An 18806-nucleotide genomic window follows, 5' to 3' on the forward strand; every position below is an offset into this window, starting at 1 on the left:
GAAACGCCTGGCCGGGCAGATCAATGTCACGATTCATGCATTAGGCATATTGCTTTGCCTTCCCCACATTCTGGAGCCGGGCGAGCGGGTCGAATATGCGTCGCTCGGGGCTGGTAATACGGGACGAAAATTCGATCTTGAAACCAATCTGCGTGTTGCAGAATTCAAGTTTATCAAATGGCGTGGTGGCCCCGAATCAATCCGCCAGAATGGCGTATTCAAAGATTATCTGCTGCTGGCAGCGGATAATACCACGAAACGTAAATATCTCTATCTACTTGGCACTAGGCATGCGCTCAGGTTCCTGCGGGGCGGTCGTGCACTGTCAAGTATCCTGAGCAGAAATAGTAAACTGCAAAAAATGTTTTCGGCTGAATTCGGCGACAAATTCCAAACTGTCGGAGAATATTACGCAGCACACGCGGACGCCGTGCAAATCGAGGATGTCTCTCCATGGCTGTCTGAACTGGCAGAAGAGTTGATTGCAGAGCCACCAGTCGAACCGGTTTGAACGACAATGGTCAGGGAGACATAAAAAAGGGACCACCCCGTGGGATGGTCCCTGACTTGGAAAAGGTTTTGGTGAAGCTTTTTCAAAAAGCTTCGAAGAACGCCGCCTTTTGAAAATGGCGGCACCCAGAAACTTTTATGACTTGCCTTTAGATCGGCATGGCGCGTTCAAAGATGTTTTCCAGCGCCATGATGCCCGGCAGCGTCTTGCCTTCCATCCATTCAAGGAAGGCCCCGCCCGCGCTGGAGATGTAGGAGATATGCTTCTCCACCCCCGCATGGCGCAGGGCGGAAACCGTATCCCCACCGCCTGCAATGCTTTTCAGCGCGCCGGAATCGGTCAGGCGCGCCACGTCGCGCGCCACCGCATTGGTTGCGGCGTCAAACGGCGTGATCTCGAACGCGCCCAGCGGACCGTTCCAGACCAGCGTTTTCAGCGTCGCGATCTTCTGCTCGATCAGCTTTACCGTTTCCGGCCCGACATCCAGCATCATCGCGTCATCGGGAATGGCGGTGACGGGCACGGTGCGGGTCGGAACACCGGCCTTGAAATCGGTGGCGGTCACGGCGTCAACCGGCAGTACGATCTCGCAGCCCTTTTCCTTTGCTTTCGCAAGGATGTCGCGTGCGGTGTCGTGCATGTCCGCTTCCTGCAGCGACCGGCCCACATTCACGCCCTGGGCCGCAAGGAACGTGTTGGCCATCGCGCCACCGATGATCAGCATGTCCACCTTGGCCAGCAGGTTGCCGATCAGGTCGAGCTTGGTGGAAATCTTGGCCCCACCCACAATGGCCCCCACCGGACGGGCGGGGTTTTCCAGCGCGATGTTCAGCGCGTTGAGTTCCGTTTCCATCAACCGCCCGGCAAAGGATGGCAGCAGGCGGGCCACGCCCTCGGTCGAGGCATGGGCGCGGTGGGCGGCGGAAAACGCATCATTGACGTAATAATCGGCCAGGGACGCGAATTCCTTCGCCAGTGCGGGGTCGTTCTGTTCCTCACCGGGGTAGAAGCGGGTGTTTTCCAGCACCACGACATCCCCGTCCTGCATGGCGTCCACCGCCTGTTGCACCTTCGGGCCGATGCAGTCATCGACGAATGTGACCGGGCGGCCCAGCGCATCGCCCAGCGCATCGGCGATCGGGCCAAGCGACATTTCCGGCACGGGCCTGCCCTTGGGGCGGTCGAAGTGACTGACGACAATCACCTTCGCACCCTTCTGCGCCAGTTCCTGTATGGTGGGCAGCAGGCGCAGGATACGGGTTGCATCAGTGATCTGCGCGTTCCGGACCGGAACGTTCAGATCGGCGCGCAGGAGGACCTTTTTGCCCGTGGCGTCAAGGTCATCCAGCGTCTTGAATGATGTGGCGCCCATTACAGTGCCCCGAATACGGCAGCCGTGTCGGCCATGCGGTTGGAGAAGCCCCATTCATTGTCATACCAGCTGCAGATGCGCACCAGCTTGCCGCCATCGATCACGGCGGTCTGGGTCGCGTCAAAGGTGGAGGACGCGGGGGAGTGGTTGAAATCCGTGCTGACCAGGGGCGCGGTGTTGTAGGCAAGGATGCCCTTCAGCGGACCGGACTCGGATGCCGCGCGCAGCGCCTCGTTCACGTCCTCGACCGAGGCCGGGGCTTTTTTGGGCACGAAATCCAGCGACACGAGCGAGACGTTGGGCGTGGGCACGCGAATGGCGGTGCCGTCCAGCCGGCCCTTCAGGTGTGGCAGCACCAGCCCCACGGCGCGCGCGGCCCCGGTGGAGGTCGGGATCATGTTCAGCGCTGCCCCACGTGCGCGGCGCAGGTCCTTGTGCAGGGTATCAACCGTGCGTTGGTCGCCGGTGTAGGAATGGATGGTGACCATGTAGCCGCATTCGATGCCGAACGTGTCATCCAGCACCTTGGCCACCGGGGCCAGGCAGTTGGTGGTGCATGACGCGTTGGAAATGACGGTCATGTCAGGGGTCAGCACATCCTGGTTCACGCCGAACACGATGGTGGCGTCCACGCCCGACGCGGGGGCGGACACGATCACCTTGCGCGCGCCCGCCTTGATCAGCTGGGCGGCCTTTTCCTTGTCGGTGAAGCGGCCCGTGCATTCCAGCGCCACGTCCACGCCCTGGAAGGGCACCTTCGTCGGGTCGGCCTCGGCCGAGACGGTGATGGGATCATAGGTGCGGCCGTTGGCGGTGATGATGATCTGGTTGCCATCCACCTTTACATCGGCGGGAAAGCGGCCATGCACGCTGTCATACGACAGCAGGTGTGCGTTGTCTGCCACGCTGCCCAGGTCATTGATGGCCACGGGCACGACATCGGTGCGCCCGCTTTCGATAATGCCACGCAGTACAAGGCGACCAATGCGACCGAAACCGTTTATTGCGACTTTAACAGCCATTTTCTTATTTTCTCCGTAAGGTCAGACATTTCACACACTGGCATCGACCGATGCCATCCCGGACGGCGCGCCGTTTCCTCCCGTGGTTTCAGCCAGGGTGTCGGACGGGTGGCGGACCAGACGCAGTGCGTCGCGGCAGATCCGTTCCGGCGTGATGTCGGCCGTGCTGTCTGGCTGGTCAGGGGTGGAAGGCGCCCCGAATCCATCAATGCCGACAAACAGCCCGTCCGTTCCAAGCCATCGTTCCCATCCAAACCCTGAAGCGGCCTCTATCCCGATCCGGGGTGCCGTTCCCAGCACCGCGGCACGATACGTCATTTTTTGCACGGCGAACAGTTCCCAGCATGGAAGGGAGACGACAGCCGCGGCAATTCCCGCTTCCCGCAGCAGTTTGCGCGCCGCCAGCGCCAGGATCGCCTCATGCCCCGTGGCGATCAGCGTGACCTGCCGCGCGCCTTCGGCTTCGGCCAGCACGTAACCGCCGCGTGCGCACAGGTTGGTCAGCCCGTGCTGTTCACGTTCGGGTGCCGTGGAAGTTGCCAGCGCGGGGGCGGATTCCAGCGTCAGCAGGCTTGGCCCGCTGGTCCGCCGCAGCGCCAGTTCCATGCATTCCATGGTCTCGCGGTGGTCGGCGGGGCGGAAAACCGCGACATTGGGCATGGCGCGCAGGCTGGCCAGCTGTTCCACTGGTTGGCCGCCACCCCCGTCGCCGCGCAGCAAATCGTCATCGGTCAGCAGGTAGATCACCTGCAGGTCCGTCATGGCGGCATAGCGCAGGGCGGGACGCATGCGGTCCACCGCAATGATGGTCGATGTACCGAACGCCAGCAGCCCGTCATGCATGGCAATGCCATTGAGCAGTGCCGCCATGCCATGCACCTGCGTCCCGCATGACAGGTCCATTTCAGTGCCATTGCGGCGGTTGGCGGGCAGGTCGGCCAGCATGCCCCGGCGTGAACGCAGGCACGTCAGTTCGGGCAGGAGTTCATGCAGGGTCTCGAGTCCCCGCCGTGCCGCGAAGGTGGTGGAGATACGCGCGACCGCGCTGCCGTGTTCGCGCCATGACCGTTGCCAGTCGGGTTGCCAGAAGGCGGGGCGCTGGTTGCGGGCCATGCGTTCGAATTCGGCTTTCTGCCTGTCCTTCAGCAACCTGCGCAGCCACGAACGCCGCGCACTGGCCCCCCGGCGCGCTGCCCCCGCCCACAGGCCCGGATCATCGACAAAGGGCGGCGGCGGATCAGTTTCGGGTGCCGCGATACAGGCGATCAGACAGGGCTTGTGCGTCCGCTGCGATGACGTGATGGCGGCCGCGATCTGTTCGGGACTGCCTGCATTCACCTTTCTGACCGACCAGCCCGATGCGCTGTAGCGCGGCAGGATGGCGTCCACGGCTTCGCGCTCGCCTGACCACAGGCCAACGACCAGTGTGACGCGGTCCAGCCCCATCTGGCCGGCAAGTGCCGCGCTTTCCAGTGCGACACCGGTGGAAAGTTCCGTCCAGCAGCCCAGTCCCCAGATACGGTGATTGACCAGTGAACGGCCAAACCGCGCTGCAAGGTTCTGTTCCGCCAGCGCCATGCCGATTGCGGCCCCCAGTCCCTGCCCGCTGGGGCCGCAGGCCTGCCGGTCATGGTGGGCGGCGGTATGGCCGTCCATGCGGGGGGGCCGCGGTGTCTGGCCCGACAGTTCGGCCATGATGCGTGGCAGGACACGATACCGTGGGGAGGAGACCACGAAGCGGTCCCGGTCCGGCCATTCGGGGCTGGCGGGGTCGAAGCGCAGGAAGCGACTCCACAACACCGCGCAGAAATCGGCCATGACCCGCGCATGCGGGGCGTAGCGGGGATCGGGTTCATGGGTGCCGATGGCATGGCGGATCGCCGTCGCCAGCCGCTGTGGCATGCTGGGGGCGGCGGACGGCGTCGCGGGCGGAAGCGTGCTGGCTTGGTTTTCTGGCATCGGCATCGTCCATGGGGCGGGGTATATCGGTCGGGGCCGCTTGTGCATGACTAATGCGCTGCGCGGGTGGCGGCAACAATTGCGGTATTGTCCTACTATGCCACGGTTGGGGGATATTGTATCGGTAGGGATCATGTCCCGTCCATATCCGCGCCCTGTCCGCCGTGCCGTCCTTGTCGCAGTCGCCTGCCTGCCGGTCATTGCCGGATGCAGGCTGGTCAGCCAGAAGACATTCAACCGCCATGCGGGCGACCCGCCGCATCTGCCGCAGCGTCCGCCGCCACCGGTGCCTGGCATGGACCGTCCGGCACTGGTCACGATCGTGGCCGGAACCCCCGATACACAGTGGAGGCCCGCCGTCCGCACCGCCGTGGCCGACGCCCTGTCGCGCAAGCCCAATGCGCTGTTCACCATTGTAGTCAGCGTGCCCGACCGGGCCGATGGTTCCGTGCCGGACATGCAGAAGGTGGTGGACGCCAATGGCCAGCCCGTGTTGCAGGCAGTGATGGATGCAGGCGCAGGCGGTAGCCAGACGGAGATGGACGCCCGCAGCGTGCCCGCGGGCAGCGCAACCCAGGTCTGCATTTACGTGGAGTAGTCCAATGCGGTTTTGCAATTCCCGCCTCCATCATGCCATAAAGAATGGCCCGCTGGCGGTTAACCCCCGGCGATAGCGCCGCGTGAGGGGAACATCATCCCCCCGGCGCGGGTCACCCATAATGGTGACCATCATGAATGAAGACCCCGTGAACAGATCCGGGGTGTGCATGGAGAAAAGCAGCAGTGTCCAGTAATCAAGTGGATGGGCATCCGTTCTTCCGGTTCTGCCGGACGGCGCTGGAGAATATCCGCGCGCAGGGTCGATACCGGCAGTTCACCCCACTGGCACGCCAGGCCGAACGTTATCCCCTGTATGACCAGCCGGAAACACAGGCCACTCCGTCAACCCCTGCCTGCCCGCAGGACCGGGAGGTCGTGGTCTGGTCCTCCAACGACTATCTGGGCATGGGCGTTGATCCCGTGGTGGTCGAAGCCGCGATCCAGGCAATCCATGAACACGGCGCGGGTGCCGGTGGCACGCGCAACATCGCGGGCACCAGCCCGGTCCATACCGCGCTGGAAGCCGAAATGGCCGACCTGCATGGCAAGGAAGCGGGCCTGCTGTTCGTATCCGGCTATGTCTCCAACCAGGCGACCCTGCAGACGATCCTGAGCAGCATGCCCGGCTGGATCTGTTTTTCCGACCGGCTGAACCATGCGTCCATGATCGCGGGGATCAAGGGCGCACGCGGTTCAACCACCGTCATTTACGAACATAATGATCTTGCCGACCTGGAAGCCAAGCTGGCCGCGGCCCCCAAGGATGCGCCCAAGCTGATCGCGTTTGAAAGCGTGTATTCCATGGACGGCGACATTTCCGATATCGCCGGGACATGCGCGCTGGCGCGCAAGTATGGCGCCATCACCTATCTGGACGAAGTGCATGCCGTGGGCCTGTACGGCGATCAGGGCGGCGGCGTGTCCGAACGCGACGGCGTGGCCGGTCAGGTGGACATTATCGAAGGCACGCTGGCCAAGGGGTTTGGCGTGCATGGCGGCTACATCACCGCGACCAGCGATATTGTCGAATACCTGCGCCTGTCGGCTTCGGGCTTCATCTTCACCACCGCGCTCCCGCCCGCGGTCGTGGCGGCGGCGCTGGCCAGCGTGCGGCTGGTGCGCAAGGATGGCTGGCGTCGCGAACGCATGTTCGAACGCGTCAACACCTTCCGCGAAAAGCTGCGCAGGGCGGGCATTCCCTTCACCATGACGCCAAGCCACATCGTGCCGATCCCGGTGGGCGACGCCCAGCGCTGCCGTGAACTGAGCGACCGTCTGCTCAACGATTACGGGATCTACGCCACCCCCATCAACTATCCCACCGTGCCGCGTGGCACCGAACGCCTGCGGCTGACGCCGGGGCCGTTCCATACGGATGAGATGATGGACGAAATGGTGACGGCCCTGTCCCGCCTGCTGCGCATCAACGATCTTGCCACGCAGCCTGTCGCCGCCATGGCCTGAACCATTGGCCCGCGCCCGGCATGTCCGGGGCGCGGGCTGGCATGGGTGGTGGCGTGTGGGTCAGCGGCTCTGTGCAATCGCCTTTTTCAGGTCATCATAGCTGACCGCGCCCGGAATGATCTGGCGGGCGTTGAAGACGAAGGTCGGCGTACCATCCAGCCCGATGGCACGGGCCAGTTCCATGTTCGCCTGCAGGATGGCCGTGACCCTGGGGCCGTTCATGTCACTGGCCAGTGTCGCGGCATTCAGCCCGGACTGGGTGGCCAGCGTGCGCATCCGGTCGGCCGTTGGGGTGACGGAATCGTTCATGATGGCTGTCTGCATGCGGAAATAGGCAGGCTGCCCCCCCTGGACGAAAGCGGCGACCAGCGCCTGTGATGCGATCAGGCTGTTCTGCCCCAGAACGGGAATGACCTTTTCCACGATCCGCAGGTCCTTGTCTTCCTTTGCAAGGCGATCAAGGTCGGGCAGCACCTTGCGGCAGTAAGGGCAGCGCGGGTCATAGAATTCCACAACCGTTGTATGCCCCGCAGCATTGCCCAGGATCGCATCGCTGGCCGCGGGCGTCAGCAGGTCGGCGCGATGGCTTTCCAGCGCATTGCGGGCCGCGTTCTGCTGGGCGGCGCTGGCATTGTTGCGCAGCGCCGTGATCGCATCGGACAGGATGGTGGGATCGGTTTTCAGCGCATTGCGCATGATTTCCACGATTTCCTGACGCTGTGCCGGGGTGAAGCCGCTGGTGTCGGCGGCATGCCCCGCACCGGGTGCGGCAGTGGCCACAGCCGTCATGGCCCCCGCGGCCAGCAGGGCGTTCAGCAGGCGCGGGCGGTACCGGCGGCGGGAAATGAATGTCACGGGTTTGCTCCGTTGTCATGTCGGGATAATGTGTCTGTAGATGATCGGGCACACGAAAGGAATGGGCGATGGTGGGGAACGGGGCAGGCTGCCTGTTGCCCACGGCCCGTAAGGCCGTTAAGTCGGGATGGGGCTGCCATGATCGCGCGGTCGTGCAACGATCCGTTCAATTCATCAAAGCCGACCTGCCTATTGGAGAAGCGCTGCGTGCCTGAGCATTCGATCCCCCCTGTCGCCCGCCGTTATATGCGTACGGCGCTTTCGGCTGTTCTGGCCATTTCGGTTGCCGGTTGCGCCGGGCACCGTTATTCGCCCATGCGGCTTGTGTCGCATATGTTCGGCCCGTCGCCTGGCGCGCTGATCGGCACGGTTTCATCGGATGAACCGCAGGCAACGCTGGTCGGGCGCGATATCCTGCAACGCGGCGGCAATGCGGCGGATGCGGCCACGGCCATGGGGCTGGCGCTGTCGGTCACGCTGCCGTCACGTGCATCGCTGGGGGCGGGCGGGGCGTGCCTTGCCTACCGTCCGGGTGACCAGAACGGGGGCCGCGCCTTCATGTTCCTGCCCGTTGCGGGCACGGTGACGGCACCCGACATGCCACATGCCGACCGTCCGGCCGCCGTCCCGATGCTGGCGCGGGGGCTGTACCTCATGCATCTGCAGTACGGGTCGGCCGCATTCTCGGAACTGGTGCCCGATGCGATCGCGCTGGCGGCCAATGGCATCAATGTCAGCCGGCAGTTGGCCGGGGATCTTGCCGCGGTACAGGTGCCGCTGCTGGCCGATCCGGGTGTCCGCGCGGTATTCAGCCGTTCGGACGGCAAGGCGCTGGCGGAAGGGGATGCGCTGGTGCAGACCCATCTGTCCGGTGCGCTGGACCAGATCCGCAGCATGGGCGTGGGCGATCTGTATAATGGTGCACTGGGGCAGTCCTTTGTCGCGGGCAGCCAGGGTGCGGGTGGCGGATTGCAGATGTCCGACATGCGCAGCGCCATTCCGTCCGAACGTCTGCCGCTGAGCCTGAGCAGCGGGGACACGCAGGTCGCCTTCCTGCCACCACCGGCTGATGGCGGCCTTGGCAGTGCCGTGGCGTTCCGTGCCGCATCCTCATCCGATGCGACAACGCGCGCGCAGGCCAGCGTCGCGGCATGGCGGGCGCAGAATGGCAATCACGCCAGTGGCACGGGTGACGACATGACGGCCCGCGCGCAGGCATTCGTCAATGGGGGGGGGGGGAAGCGGCGGTGGGCTGCCTTCGCTTCCGGCTTCGACCTCGTTCACCGTGGTGGACCATTCGGGCATGGCTGTCGCGTGTAGCCTGAGCATGGACAACCTGTTTGGCACCGGGCGCATGGCGGGCAATACCGGTATCGTGCTGGGCGCGTCCCCCGCGCGCTTGCCGCTGCCGCTGTTCACGGCGGCCATCGCCAGCCAGGGGCGGGCCTTCCGCGCCGTGGCCGCCGGGTCGGGCCAGAATGACGCCGCCGCCGCCGTTGGGATCGCCATGCGCCAGATACTGGCGGGACAGACGCCCGACGCCCATCCGGTCACGGCCCAGGGTCGCATCAATGCCGTATCGTGCCCGCATGGCCTGCCGGGTGATGCCAGCACCTGCACCGCCGCAACCGACCCGCGTGGCGCGGGTCTGGCCATGGGGCCGCGCTAGGCCGCGGTTTCAGGTCTGCCGGGCATTATTATTCCCGGCGGATGGAGACGGGGCCATTGTAAATGGTCCTGTTTTGTTCCATATTGAACTGCATGACCTGCCGCCTGTTTCCAACAGGGGGCGCAGGGCGGGATGCCCGTCCGGACTTCATCTTCTCAAGCATCAGGGTAGGCAGCGATGGCACAGGCTCCGGGTATAGACAAAAGCAAGGCCCTGGAAGGGGCCTTGAGCCAGATCGAACGTGCGTTTGGCAAGGGTTCGATCATGCGTATGGGCGAACGCCCGACCGAGCAGGTGGACGTGATTTCCACCGGTTCGCTGGGGCTGGACATCGCCCTGGGGATTGGTGGCCTGCCGCGTGGCCGTATCATCGAGATCTATGGTCCCGAAAGCTCGGGCAAGACCACCATGGCGCTGCACGCCATTGCGGAAGCCCAGCGCAAGGGCGGTACCTGCGCCTTTATCGATGCCGAGCACGCGCTGGACCCCGGTTACGCGCGCAAGCTGGGGGTGGATGTTGATAACCTGCTGATCAGCCAGCCCGATGCGGGTGAACAGGCGCTGGAGATTGCCGACACGCTGGTGCGTTCCGGCGCGGTTGACGTGCTGGTGGTCGATAGTGTGGCCGCCCTCGTGCCGCGCGCGGAACTGGAAGGCGATATGGGCGACAGCCATGTGGGCCTGCATGCGCGCCTGATGAGCCAGGCGCTGCGCAAGCTGACGGGGTCCGTCTCGCGTTCCAACACCATGCTGATCTTCCTTAACCAGATCCGGCTCAAGATCGGTGTGATGTTTGGCAGCCCCGAAACCACCACGGGTGGTAATGCGCTGAAATTCTATGCATCCGTGCGCATGGACATCCGCCGTATCGGCTCGATCAAGGACAAGGACGAGGTCACGGGCAACCAGACGCGCGTCAAAGTGGTCAAGAACAAGATGGCCCCCCCCTTCCGTCAGGTCGAATTCGACATCATGTATGGCGAAGGGATCAGCAAGGTCGGTGAACTGATCGACCTTGGCGTAAAGGCGGGCATTGTTGAAAAGTCCGGGGCGTGGTTCTCCTGCGATAGCCAGCGCATCGGGCAGGGACGTGAAAACGCCAAGCAGTTCCTGCGCGATCACCCCGAAATGGCCGCCGATATCGAACGCCGCGTGCGTGAACAGGCGGGTGTCGTGGCGGAAGCCATGCTGGTTGGCCCTGATGAGGACGGCGCGGATCATTGATCCCCTTGGCCTGTCCCGTTATGGCAGGCTATCGTTTCCCGACCGTGCGTAGCCGTACCAGCGCACGGGACGGTGACTGAAAACGGGGGATTGGGGGCAGCCGGAATGAAACCGCGTCTTGCGATGATCGGATTGCTGGCCTGCCTTGCCGCCTGTAGCGGGGGGCAGGATGACAATAATGATCCGGCCGATGTGGATGAATCTCCGCCGCCCCTGGGTGCCCATGGGGGGGCACGCCATGCCAGTCGCGCCCGTGACGACGCGCTGCGCCCGCTGTCGCGGCATCTGCCCAGGCCACCCGACCCGACCGATGAAACCGCCACCGAAGCCTATCACACCCCGCCCGATGCGGCGGCGATGCAGATGATCTCGTCAGGGTACGACCCCAATCAGGCCGGGGATGATGATAGTGGATCGGGCGGTGACGATGGCAAGCATTTTGTCGTGCCCGATACCCAGGTCAGCTATGGCAGACAGGGGCAGGGCAGCCACTAAAAAAGTAATGAACGCTTTGAGGTATCGCCGTTTTTCAGGAAGGCGGCGTTCTTTTGAAGCTTTTTGAAAAAAGCTTCACCGAAAACGTTTTCAGGTTTCTGAAATACCCTCAGATGACCAGCACCGCCCGGATATCGTTGACGTTGGTCAGGGTGGGGCCGGTCATGACCAGGTCGCCCGTCTGCTGGAACACCGTGTAGCTGTCATGCGCGCGCAGGCAGGCGCGCGGGTCACACCCCAGCGCACGGGCGCGGGACAGGGTGGTGGGGGTGATGATCGCGCCCGCCGCGTCCTCGGTCCCGTCAATGCCATCACTATCCGCTGCAATGGCCCAGATCCCTTCATGTCCCTGCAGGGTATTGGCCATGGACAGCAGGAATTCCGTATTGCGCCCGCCCCGTCCCGGCGGGGGCCGGTCGGGGTGGATGGTCACTGTTGTCTCGCCACCCGACAGCAGCACCGCAGGGCCTGCCACCGGCATGCCATGCTGGCGCGCCGACAGGGCGATGCCTGCCATGAACGTGCCCGTGTCCCGGCTTTCCCCTTCCAGTGCATCACCAAGGATCAGCGGTGCCAGCCCCAGTTCACGCGCAGTACTGGCGGCGGCCTGTAACGCCATGAACGGCGTGGAAACAAGGGTATAGCGATTGCGTGGGGAAAGCGTGCTGGCGACCGGCGGGTGCATGAGTACACGCTGCACCGCATCGGGCACGGTAATGCCGTAATGTGCGATGATGGCGCGGGCGTCGGCTGCGGTAGTGGGATCGGCCACCGTCGGACCGCTAGCGATGGTCAGCGGGTCGTCGCCCGGCACGTCGCTTATGGCCAGGGTCACCACGCGCGCGGGACTGGCGGCGGCGGCCAGACCGCCCCCCTTGATGGCCGACAGGTGGCGGCGCACCACGTTCATGTCGCGTATGCTCGCCCCCGAATGCAGCAGGGCACGGTTGACCATGCGGATGTCATCCAGTGTCAGGCCATCCGCCGGCAGTTCCAGCAGCGCCGATCCCCCGCCCGAAATCAGGGCGATGACAAGATCATCCGGTCCCAGTCCGGTTACTTCAGCCATCATGGTACGCGCGGCGGCCTCGCTCCGGCTGTCGGGCACGGGGTGGCTGGCTTCCAGCACGCGGATACGGCGCGTGGGGGTCATATGCCCGTCGCGTGTCACCACGCATCCCGTCAGGTCCACATCGGGCCATGCCTGTTCCAGTGCGGCGGCCATGGATGCAGCGGCCTTGCCCGCGCCCACCACCACGCATTTCCCCTTCGGCCGTTGCGGCAGGTAGCGTGCCAGCACCACATCGGGCATGGCGCTGCGTATGGCGGCATCGAGTATGCGCCGCAGGGCCGTGCGTGCGCGTTCGTCCGTCCAGTCGGTGGCCATGGTGATGCGTGATGTGGCGGCAAACGGGTGGATGGTGGCGTCGTTCATTGCAGCGGTCCAGATCCTTCATGCATGTATCGGTGCAGGCCGGGTTCGTGTACCAACGCATGGTATACAGGCGGGATGCATGCAGGCCCGGCACCCGGTCCATACCATCCGTGCAGGGGCGGACAGTGTGTCACAATTATCACGTCTTTATCAGGATGGGGGGAAAGCCGGGTCTGCGGCCCCCGCACACGCTAAATTGGGGAACTGGCGTATGGATTGGCGGGGATGATGGTGATACGCGGCAGATGACCTGCACCCACGCGCAGGGCCACAACAGAAAGGACAAGGGCATGGAGAACTGTGTGCTGGATGCGCGTCCTGTTCCCTCCACGCAGCCACCCCACGGGATGGTACAGCCTTATCTGATCTTTCCCCGTCCGGAATGGGCGGCCCTGCGCGCAAATGTGCCCCAGTCACTGGGGGAGGCGGATATCGCGGCCCTGCGTGGGCATAATGAACCGGTTTCGCTGGAAGACATCACCGAGGTCTACCTGCCGCTGTCGCGCCTGCTCAACCTGCATGTCATGGCGACGCGCAGCATGAACAACATGGTCAAGAGCGCCTTTATCGGCACGCCTGCCGTGACCATGCCGTTCGTGATCGGTATTGCGGGCAGCGTGGGCGTGGGCAAGAGCACGTTCGCGCGCCTGCTGCAGGCGGTGCTGTCGCGCTGGCCCGACCACCCGAATGTGGCGCTGGTCACGACCGATGGTTTCCTGCATTCCACGCGCGAACTGGAAAAGCGCAGGCTCATGCACCGCAAGGGCTTTCCCGAAAGCTATGACCTGCGGCAGATGATTGCCTTCCTCGCCGCGCTGAAGGCGGGGGAGCGTAACCTGCAGGTGCCGGTCTATTCGCATGAAGCCTATGACATCGTGCCCGACCGCTATCAGGTGATCGACCAGCCCGACATCCTGATATTCGAAGGGCTGAACGTGCTGCAGACCGTATCCGAACAGCCGTTCATGGCGTCCGACTTCTTCGATTTTTCCATCTATCTGGATGCGGACACGCAGGTGATCGAGGATTGGTACGTAAAACGCTTCCTGTCGCTTCAGCGCACGGCGTTCCGCAAGCCGACATCCTATTTCCATCATTGTGCCGACCTGACACCCGATGAAGCCACGCGCATGGCGCATGATATCTGGCGGCGCATCAACCTGCCCAACCTGCAGCAGAACATCCTGCCCACGCGCGAACGTGCCCGCGTGGTCATGCACAAAAGCGCCAGCCACGCGATCGATACGGTGTGGATGCGCCAGATTTGAAACGGTATTCCAAAACAACGATCTGATAAAAAAGAATAAAATTTTCCGGGTGCTGTCTTTTTTCAAACAGGCGGCGTTCCTTGAAGCTTTTCCATGGTTGATCGATGCTGTAACCCGGCCGAAATCCTTGGCACAGGGCAATAAAAAAGGCGGCCCGGATTGCTCCGGGCCGCCCATGGCGTGTGGTGTCGTACCGCCTGCCTTATGCGTTCAGGTAAACGGTCTTGGTATCGACATAGGCTTCCAGCCCGTACTGGCCGTCCTCCCCGCCGATGCCGCTATCGCCATAACCGTGATGGAAGCCCTGTGCGGCCTCGCCCCCTTCACGGTTGACGTAGATCTCACCGAAGTTGAGTTCGTTGGTCATGCGCATGATCTTCTTCAGGTCCTGCGTGAACATGTAGGCGGACAGGCCATAGCGTGAGTTGTTGGCCTGCGCGATGGCGTCATCAAAGTCCTTTACGCGGATCAGTGACAGCACGGGGCCAAACACTTCGTTGCGCACGATGTCCATGTCACCGTTCACGTTGGTCAGCAGCGTGGGGGCATAGAAATTGCCCTTGTCATAGTCGCTGCCCGTCAGGCGCCTGCCGCCCAGTTCGACCTTTGCCCCCTGTTCCACGGCCTTGCGGACCATGGCATCGACCTTTTCTAGTTCCTGCGCGCTGATCTTCGGCCCCATATCGGTCTTTTCATCCAGCGGGTTGCCGGTTTTCAGGGCTTCGACCTTCGCACGCAGGCGCTTGAGGAACGTGTCATAGACTGCCGTATGGACATAGGTGCGTTCATTGGCTGTGCAGACCTGGCCACAGTTCATGAAGCGCGCGGAGACGGCGGCATTCACGGCGGCATCGATATCCGCGTCCTCCATCACGATGAACGGCGCCTTGCCCCCCAGTTCCAGCCGGACTTCCTTCAGCCCTTCGGATGCGGCGGCCATGATCTTGCGACCTGCGGGCGTGCTGCCGGTCATGGTAATCAGCCTGGTGATCGGGCTGGTCACCAGCGCGTTGCCCACGGTCGCGCCGCCGCCGGTCACGACATTGAATATACCCTTGGGGAAACCGGCTTCAACCGACAGTTCCGCAAGCGCCAGGGTCGAAAGCGGCGTCAGTTCATGCGGCTTGATGACAAAGGTATTGCCTGCCGCCAGTGCCGGACCCATCTTGCGCGCGGTCAGGGCGAGGGGGAAGTTCCATGCCGAAATGCCGGCCACCACGCCGTGCGGGATCTTTTCGATCAGGATCTTCTCACCCGGGCGGCTGCCGGGAATGATATTGCCTTCCAGGCGGCGTACGTTTTCAGCGGCGAAGCGGATCAGCTGGATGGCGAAATTGACCTCGATCCGGGCTTCCTTCAGCGGCTTGCCGTTTTCAGACGTGATGATGCGCGCCAGCCTTTCCGCATCGCGCCGGATCAGTTCAATCAGGCGGTACAGGTAATCCGCCCGGTCGGTGGCGACCTGTCGGCTCCACGCGGGAAAGGCGTCCTGTGCGGTACGCAGCGCGCGATTGACATCGGCTTCACCTGCGACCGCAACCTGGGCCAGCACTTCCCCGGTTGCGGGATTACGGATGGTATCGTGTTCGGTATTGTCGGCCTTGGACCACGCGCCACCAATGAACAGGTCATGGGTTTTCGGCTTGGTCATGGGGAAATCTCCGTTTTCAGTCAGTTCTGTGGTTTGTCGGGCCTGTGTGGCCGGACGCCGCGCGCGGCAACGCCACCCGCCCCGGTCCGTCCGGGGCAGGGTGGGCGTATGTGGTGCAGGCGACGGAAAGAAGGTGGAAGAAGGTCAGGACTGCAGGAAGGGACGGCCTTCGTGGGCGACCAGCAGGTCATGCATGTCGGTTGCGTGTTCTTCTTCTTCCGCAAGGATCTTTTCAAGCATGATCCGCGTTGTGGGATCATGATCGGCAAAATAGCGGATCAGTTCGCGATAGTGTTCGATGACCAGGCGTTCGGCCACAAGGTTCTGGCGCACCATTTCAATCAGGTTGCCGCCATCGCCATACTCGGTGGCGGACCGGGTTGCCAGCCCTTCGGGCGACAGGTTCGGCACGCCGCCAAGCTGGTCAATGCGGTCGGCCGCCCACATCATGTGGGCCCGTTCCTCCTTGGCGTGGGTCGCGAATTCGCTGGAAACACTTTCGCTGGTAATGCCCGTGACGGAAATGGAATGCATGGTATAGCGCAGCACGCATACAAGTTCGGTCGCAACGACAGTCTGCAGCAGGTCGATCGCGGTCTGGACATTGCCCTGGTACGCAGGGGTAAGGGCCCCTTTTTCGATTGCTTTCTTCGCGCGTTCGCGCAGGGTCTGCACATCGGTCAGGAACGTATTTTCACCTGCATCGGACATGATGCTCTCCTTGTCGGTTTCGGGCATGCGCATGGTGGCATGTCCGTTACGGATCATTGCCCGTCCTAACGGGCCGACAGGAAAGGGGTTCCCCCCTAAGGCGGTTTTGGGGGCAGATCAGCCCGCAGACAGTCTAAATGCGGCAAAAAATGACTTTTTCGTTGCGTCAGGCGTTGCCATTCACGGCCAGATCATTATTGATCGATATTAATAAGACCTATTTGCATTAAGGATGAAGTAAACGGCATGGTATCATTCAGCGCAGGCCAGTCTGAAAAGCTTCCCCGCCGCGCGTTGAGCGACGACGCCTATGAGCATGTGCGTCGTGGGCTGATCCGCAGCCGTTATCGCTCGGGCGAACGACTGGTGCTGCGGCCGCTGGCGGCGGAACTGGGGCTTAGCCCCACCCCGGTGCGTGAGGCGCTGCTGCGCCTTGTGTCCGAACATGCGCTGGAACTCAATGATCGCAATACCGCCGTCGTGCCCGCCATGACCCAGCGCAGCTTTGCCGAAATCCATGACCTGCGCGTTGACCTGGAAATGCGTCTTGCCGCTGCCGCCGCCCAGCGTGCGTCCGATCACGGGGTCGAGGCGCTGGTCATCCTGCAGCAGCAGTTCATGAATGCATCGCACGCCGGTGACGATGGCGGCATGGCGGCCTTCAACGCCGATTTCCATACCACGGTGGCGACATTGGCCGAACTGCCGCTGACCGCGACGATCCTGCGCAACCTGTGGATGCGCATCGGACCGATCTATGCCCTGTCGCGGCCCATGATCCAGATGCAGCATGAAGGGCGCACCCACCCGCATGACGACCTGATCGCGGCATTGCGCCAGCGTGACGTGGCGGCGGCGCAGGCGGCGGTCACGCGTGATTTCGAACACGCGCGCCGCTGGATCGAACCCCGCCTGTCCTGACGGGGCATGACCCGGCCGGGCGCGCCCCTACCGGCGGCCCGGCGTGCGGATCTGCGGTACCTCGATGTCGATTTCCAGCATTGAGACGGAATTGCCGCGGTCCAGCTTCACCTGCACCTTTTCCTGCTCGACGGGAATGTGCCGCTTGATGACTTCAATGATTTCCGCCTGCAGTTTGGACAGGAGGTCGGATTCATTGCCCTCTCCCGTGCGTTCGTGCGCCAGCAGGATCTGCAGCCTGTCGCGGGCAACAGGGGCGGATGTTTTCGTGCCGCGTCCAAAAAGGGAACCAAACAGGCTCATCAGCTTTTCCCCTTGAACAGGCGGGCCAGCAGGCCCTTGCGTTCGGTCGGGACCGTGATCTCCAGTTTCTCGCCTTCCAGCCGGCGCGCTGCTTCGGCATAGGCACGGGCAGGCGGGCTGTCAGGGCTGCTTAACGTCACCGGCGCGCCCAGGTTCGATGCGCGCAGCACTTCCTCGCTTTCGGGAATGATGCCCAGCAGCGGGATGGACAGGATTTCCAGCACATCCTCGATCCGCAGCATCTCGCCCCGTGCCGCGCGGGCCGGGTCGTAGCGGGTCAGCAGCAGGTGCTTTTCGATCTTGCCGCCGCCCTTCGCCTTTTCGGTCGTGCTGTCCAGCATGCCGATGATCCGGTCACTGTCGCGCACGGACGATACTTCGGGGTTGGTTACGACAATGGCGTGGTCGGCATGGTACATGGCCAACTGCGCGCCGCGTTCGATCCCGGCCGGGCTGTCACAGATCACCCAGTCGAATTTCTCCCGCAGTTCCTGCATGACGCGGGCGACCCCTTCGGCCGTCAGGGCGTCCTTGTCGCGCGTCTGGGACGCGGGCAGGATGGACAGCGTCTCGATGCGCTTGTCACGGATCAGCGCCTGCGACAGCTTGGCGTCGCCCTGGATCACGTTGATCAGGTCGAACACGACCCGCCGTTCCGCCCCCATCACCAGGTCGAGGTTACGGAGGCCCACGTCAAAATCGACCACGACGACATTCTGCCCGGTCTGGGCCAGTGCGGCGCCCAGTGCGGCGGTTGACGTGGTCTTTCCGACGCCACCCTTGCCGGATGTGACAACCAGTACTTTTGCCATTGAGGTACCTGTTTGTCCGCTTTTAGGAGGTGTTTTCTTGTTCATGACCTGATGGATACGGTTGGATGGGTTGGCACGCGTAAGGAGCGCGACGGGGGACTTTCGGGTGCCTGCCTAGCGTTTGCGCACGGGAAAGGCAGGCGGCACAAGCGGCTGGACCACAAGTGTGTCATTAGTGAGGACGATCTGTGCAGGTTTTTCAACATATTGCGGATCAATTTCTTCCGCCGTTATGTAATATCCGTCAATCGCCAGCAGTTCCGCCTGCATGGAATGGGCGAATATGCGGGCGTCGGGCTGCCCGTTCATGCCTGCGATGGCGCGGCCACGCAGCGGGCCATAGATATGGATCGACCCGCCTGCCGTCACCTCCGCGCCTGACCCGACCGAGCCGATGATGATGATGTCCCCATCGGGATTCATGATCACCTGACCCGAACGGATGGGCTGTTCGATGATCATGGATGACCCGCGTGGCGGCTGCGGCTGCACGGGCGCTGCGTCATCGGGGATGTCCACTGCCCCGGACGCCCG

Annotated in this window: 17 protein-coding genes and 1 pseudogene; 8 read left to right on the plus strand and 10 right to left on the minus strand. The window is 63.1% G+C overall.

Features of this window, described 5'->3' with window-relative positions; all coding sequences use genetic code 11:
- Positions 1-511 (plus strand): hypothetical protein (locus F1542_RS13905; protein ID WP_227672747.1); only part of this gene is annotated, 511 nt, incomplete at its 5' end.
- Positions 512-659: 148 nt separating this feature from the next.
- Here the strand turns inward: F1542_RS13905 and F1542_RS13910 are convergent.
- From F1542_RS13910 to F1542_RS13920, 3 genes are read right to left on the minus strand one after another with little or no spacing between them, the layout of a single operon-like run.
- On the minus strand, positions 660-1883 hold the full coding sequence (locus F1542_RS13910) for a phosphoglycerate kinase (RefSeq protein WP_193733553.1): 1224 nt from the start codon (positions 1881-1883) through the stop codon (positions 660-662).
- Positions 1883-2905 (minus strand): type I glyceraldehyde-3-phosphate dehydrogenase, encoded by a 1023-nt coding sequence (gene gap / locus F1542_RS13915; RefSeq protein WP_193733554.1) that lies wholly within the window; start codon positions 2903-2905, stop codon positions 1883-1885. The genes F1542_RS13910 and gap overlap by 1 nt, the downstream gene beginning before the upstream one ends.
- Positions 2906-2935: 30 nt before the next feature.
- Complete coding sequence (locus F1542_RS13920; RefSeq protein WP_193733555.1) at positions 2936-4864, minus strand: transketolase-like TK C-terminal-containing protein; 1929 nt, start codon at positions 4862-4864, stop codon at positions 2936-2938.
- 133 nt (positions 4865-4997) lie between these two features.
- Between F1542_RS13920 and F1542_RS13925 the strand changes: the two genes are divergently transcribed.
- Positions 4998-5462 carry a hypothetical protein gene (locus F1542_RS13925; RefSeq protein WP_193733556.1) on the plus strand — a complete coding sequence of 155 codons (465 nt, stop codon included), beginning with the start codon at positions 4998-5000 and terminating at the stop codon, positions 5460-5462.
- 185 nt (positions 5463-5647) lie between these two features.
- The gene (gene hemA, locus F1542_RS13930; RefSeq protein WP_193733557.1) at positions 5648-6928 is read left to right on the plus strand and encodes a 5-aminolevulinate synthase; all 1281 of its coding nucleotides are present in this window, start codon (positions 5648-5650) and stop codon (positions 6926-6928) included.
- 60 nt (positions 6929-6988) lie between these two features.
- On the opposite strand, the gene F1542_RS13935 is transcribed toward hemA, so the two are convergent.
- On the minus strand, positions 6989-7783 hold the full coding sequence (locus tag F1542_RS13935) for a DsbA family protein (RefSeq protein ID WP_193733558.1): 795 nt from the start codon (positions 7781-7783) through the stop codon (positions 6989-6991).
- Positions 7784-8029: 246 nt separating this feature from the next.
- On the opposite strand from F1542_RS13935, the pseudogene F1542_RS13940 reads away from it, so the two are divergent.
- The 3 genes and pseudogenes from F1542_RS13940 to F1542_RS13950 all read left to right on the plus strand — a co-directional run bounded on the left by F1542_RS13940 (position 8030) and on the right by F1542_RS13950 (position 11171).
- Positions 8030-9452: pseudogene (locus F1542_RS13940) on the plus strand (gamma-glutamyltransferase).
- A gap of 177 nt (positions 9453-9629) precedes the next feature.
- Positions 9630-10676 (plus strand): recombinase RecA, encoded by a 1047-nt coding sequence (recA, locus tag F1542_RS13945; RefSeq protein WP_193733559.1) that lies wholly within the window; start codon positions 9630-9632, stop codon positions 10674-10676.
- A gap of 123 nt (positions 10677-10799) precedes the next feature.
- A complete protein-coding gene (locus F1542_RS13950; protein WP_193733566.1) occupies positions 10800-11171 on the plus strand; it encodes a hypothetical protein in 372 nt (123 codons plus the stop codon).
- A 109-nt stretch (positions 11172-11280) separates the two neighbouring features.
- Here F1542_RS13950 and F1542_RS13955 read toward each other — a convergent pair whose 3' ends face one another.
- Positions 11281-12606: a glycerate kinase gene (locus F1542_RS13955; RefSeq protein ID WP_193733560.1), complete on the minus strand. Its 1326-nt coding sequence runs from the start codon at positions 12604-12606 to the stop codon at positions 11281-11283.
- A gap of 290 nt (positions 12607-12896) precedes the next feature.
- Between F1542_RS13955 and coaA the strand changes: the two genes are divergently transcribed.
- Positions 12897-13874 carry a type I pantothenate kinase gene (coaA, locus tag F1542_RS13960; RefSeq protein WP_193733567.1) on the plus strand — a complete coding sequence of 326 codons (978 nt, stop codon included), beginning with the start codon at positions 12897-12899 and terminating at the stop codon, positions 13872-13874.
- Positions 13875-14076: 202 nt separating this feature from the next.
- On the opposite strand, the gene aldA is transcribed toward coaA, so the two are convergent.
- Both aldA and F1542_RS13970 read right to left on the minus strand, forming a co-directional pair.
- On the minus strand, positions 14077-15525 hold the full coding sequence (gene aldA / locus F1542_RS13965; protein ID WP_193733561.1) for an aldehyde dehydrogenase: 1449 nt from the start codon (positions 15523-15525) through the stop codon (positions 14077-14079).
- A gap of 144 nt (positions 15526-15669) precedes the next feature.
- Positions 15670-16293, minus strand: a complete 624-nt coding sequence (locus tag F1542_RS13970) for a bacterioferritin (RefSeq protein ID WP_019091691.1) — start codon at positions 16291-16293, stop codon at positions 15670-15672.
- 189 nt (positions 16294-16482) lie between these two features.
- Between F1542_RS13970 and F1542_RS13975 the strand changes: the two genes are divergently transcribed.
- The gene (locus F1542_RS13975) at positions 16483-17157 is read left to right on the plus strand and encodes a GntR family transcriptional regulator (RefSeq protein ID WP_193733562.1); all 675 of its coding nucleotides are present in this window, start codon (positions 16483-16485) and stop codon (positions 17155-17157) included.
- A 27-nt stretch (positions 17158-17184) separates the two neighbouring features.
- Here F1542_RS13975 and minE read toward each other — a convergent pair whose 3' ends face one another.
- From minE to minC, 3 genes are all read right to left on the minus strand, one after another.
- The gene (gene minE, locus F1542_RS13980) at positions 17185-17460 is read right to left on the minus strand and encodes a cell division topological specificity factor MinE (protein ID WP_193733563.1); all 276 of its coding nucleotides are present in this window, start codon (positions 17458-17460) and stop codon (positions 17185-17187) included.
- Entirely contained in the window at positions 17460-18272 is an 813-nt protein-coding gene (minD, locus tag F1542_RS13985; protein ID WP_010507105.1) for a septum site-determining protein MinD, read from the minus strand. Before minD ends, minE begins: the two co-directional genes overlap by 1 nt.
- A gap of 114 nt (positions 18273-18386) precedes the next feature.
- The coding region (minC, locus tag F1542_RS13990) for a septum site-determining protein MinC (protein ID WP_193733564.1) at positions 18387-18806 on the minus strand (420 nt) is incomplete at its 5' end.

This window comes from Komagataeibacter sp. FXV3, from assembly GCF_015155755.1.
In the GTDB taxonomy this organism is placed as follows: domain Bacteria; phylum Pseudomonadota; class Alphaproteobacteria; order Acetobacterales; family Acetobacteraceae; genus Komagataeibacter.

What these genes read in the sequence shown, in the direction of transcription:
- F1542_RS13910 (WP_193733553.1), bottom strand. Translation starts at nt 1,883, where the DNA reads ATGGGCGCCACATCATTCAAGACGCTGGATGACCTTGACGCCACGGGC.
- gap (WP_193733554.1), bottom strand. Translation starts at nt 2,905, where the DNA reads ATGGCTGTTAAAGTCGCAATAAACGGTTTCGGTCGCATTGGTCGCCTT.
- F1542_RS13920 (WP_193733555.1), bottom strand. Translation starts at nt 4,864, where the DNA reads ATGCCAGAAAACCAAGCCAGCACGCTTCCGCCCGCGACGCCGTCCGCC.
- F1542_RS13925 (WP_193733556.1), top strand. Translation starts at nt 4,998, where the DNA reads ATGTCCCGTCCATATCCGCGCCCTGTCCGCCGTGCCGTCCTTGTCGCA.
- recA (WP_193733559.1), top strand. Translation starts at nt 9,630, where the DNA reads ATGGCACAGGCTCCGGGTATAGACAAAAGCAAGGCCCTGGAAGGGGCC.
- F1542_RS13950 (WP_193733566.1), top strand. Translation starts at nt 10,800, where the DNA reads ATGATCGGATTGCTGGCCTGCCTTGCCGCCTGTAGCGGGGGGCAGGAT.
- F1542_RS13955 (WP_193733560.1), bottom strand. Translation starts at nt 12,606, where the DNA reads ATGAACGACGCCACCATCCACCCGTTTGCCGCCACATCACGCATCACC.
- coaA (WP_193733567.1), top strand. Translation starts at nt 12,897, where the DNA reads ATGGAGAACTGTGTGCTGGATGCGCGTCCTGTTCCCTCCACGCAGCCA.
- aldA (WP_193733561.1), bottom strand. Translation starts at nt 15,525, where the DNA reads ATGACCAAGCCGAAAACCCATGACCTGTTCATTGGTGGCGCGTGGTCC.
- F1542_RS13970 (WP_019091691.1), bottom strand. Translation starts at nt 16,293, where the DNA reads ATGATCCGTAACGGACATGCCACCATGCGCATGCCCGAAACCGACAAG.
- F1542_RS13975 (WP_193733562.1), top strand. Translation starts at nt 16,483, where the DNA reads ATGGTATCATTCAGCGCAGGCCAGTCTGAAAAGCTTCCCCGCCGCGCG.
- minE (WP_193733563.1), bottom strand. Translation starts at nt 17,460, where the DNA reads ATGAGCCTGTTTGGTTCCCTTTTTGGACGCGGCACGAAAACATCCGCC.
- minD (WP_010507105.1), bottom strand. Translation starts at nt 18,272, where the DNA reads ATGGCAAAAGTACTGGTTGTCACATCCGGCAAGGGTGGCGTCGGAAAG.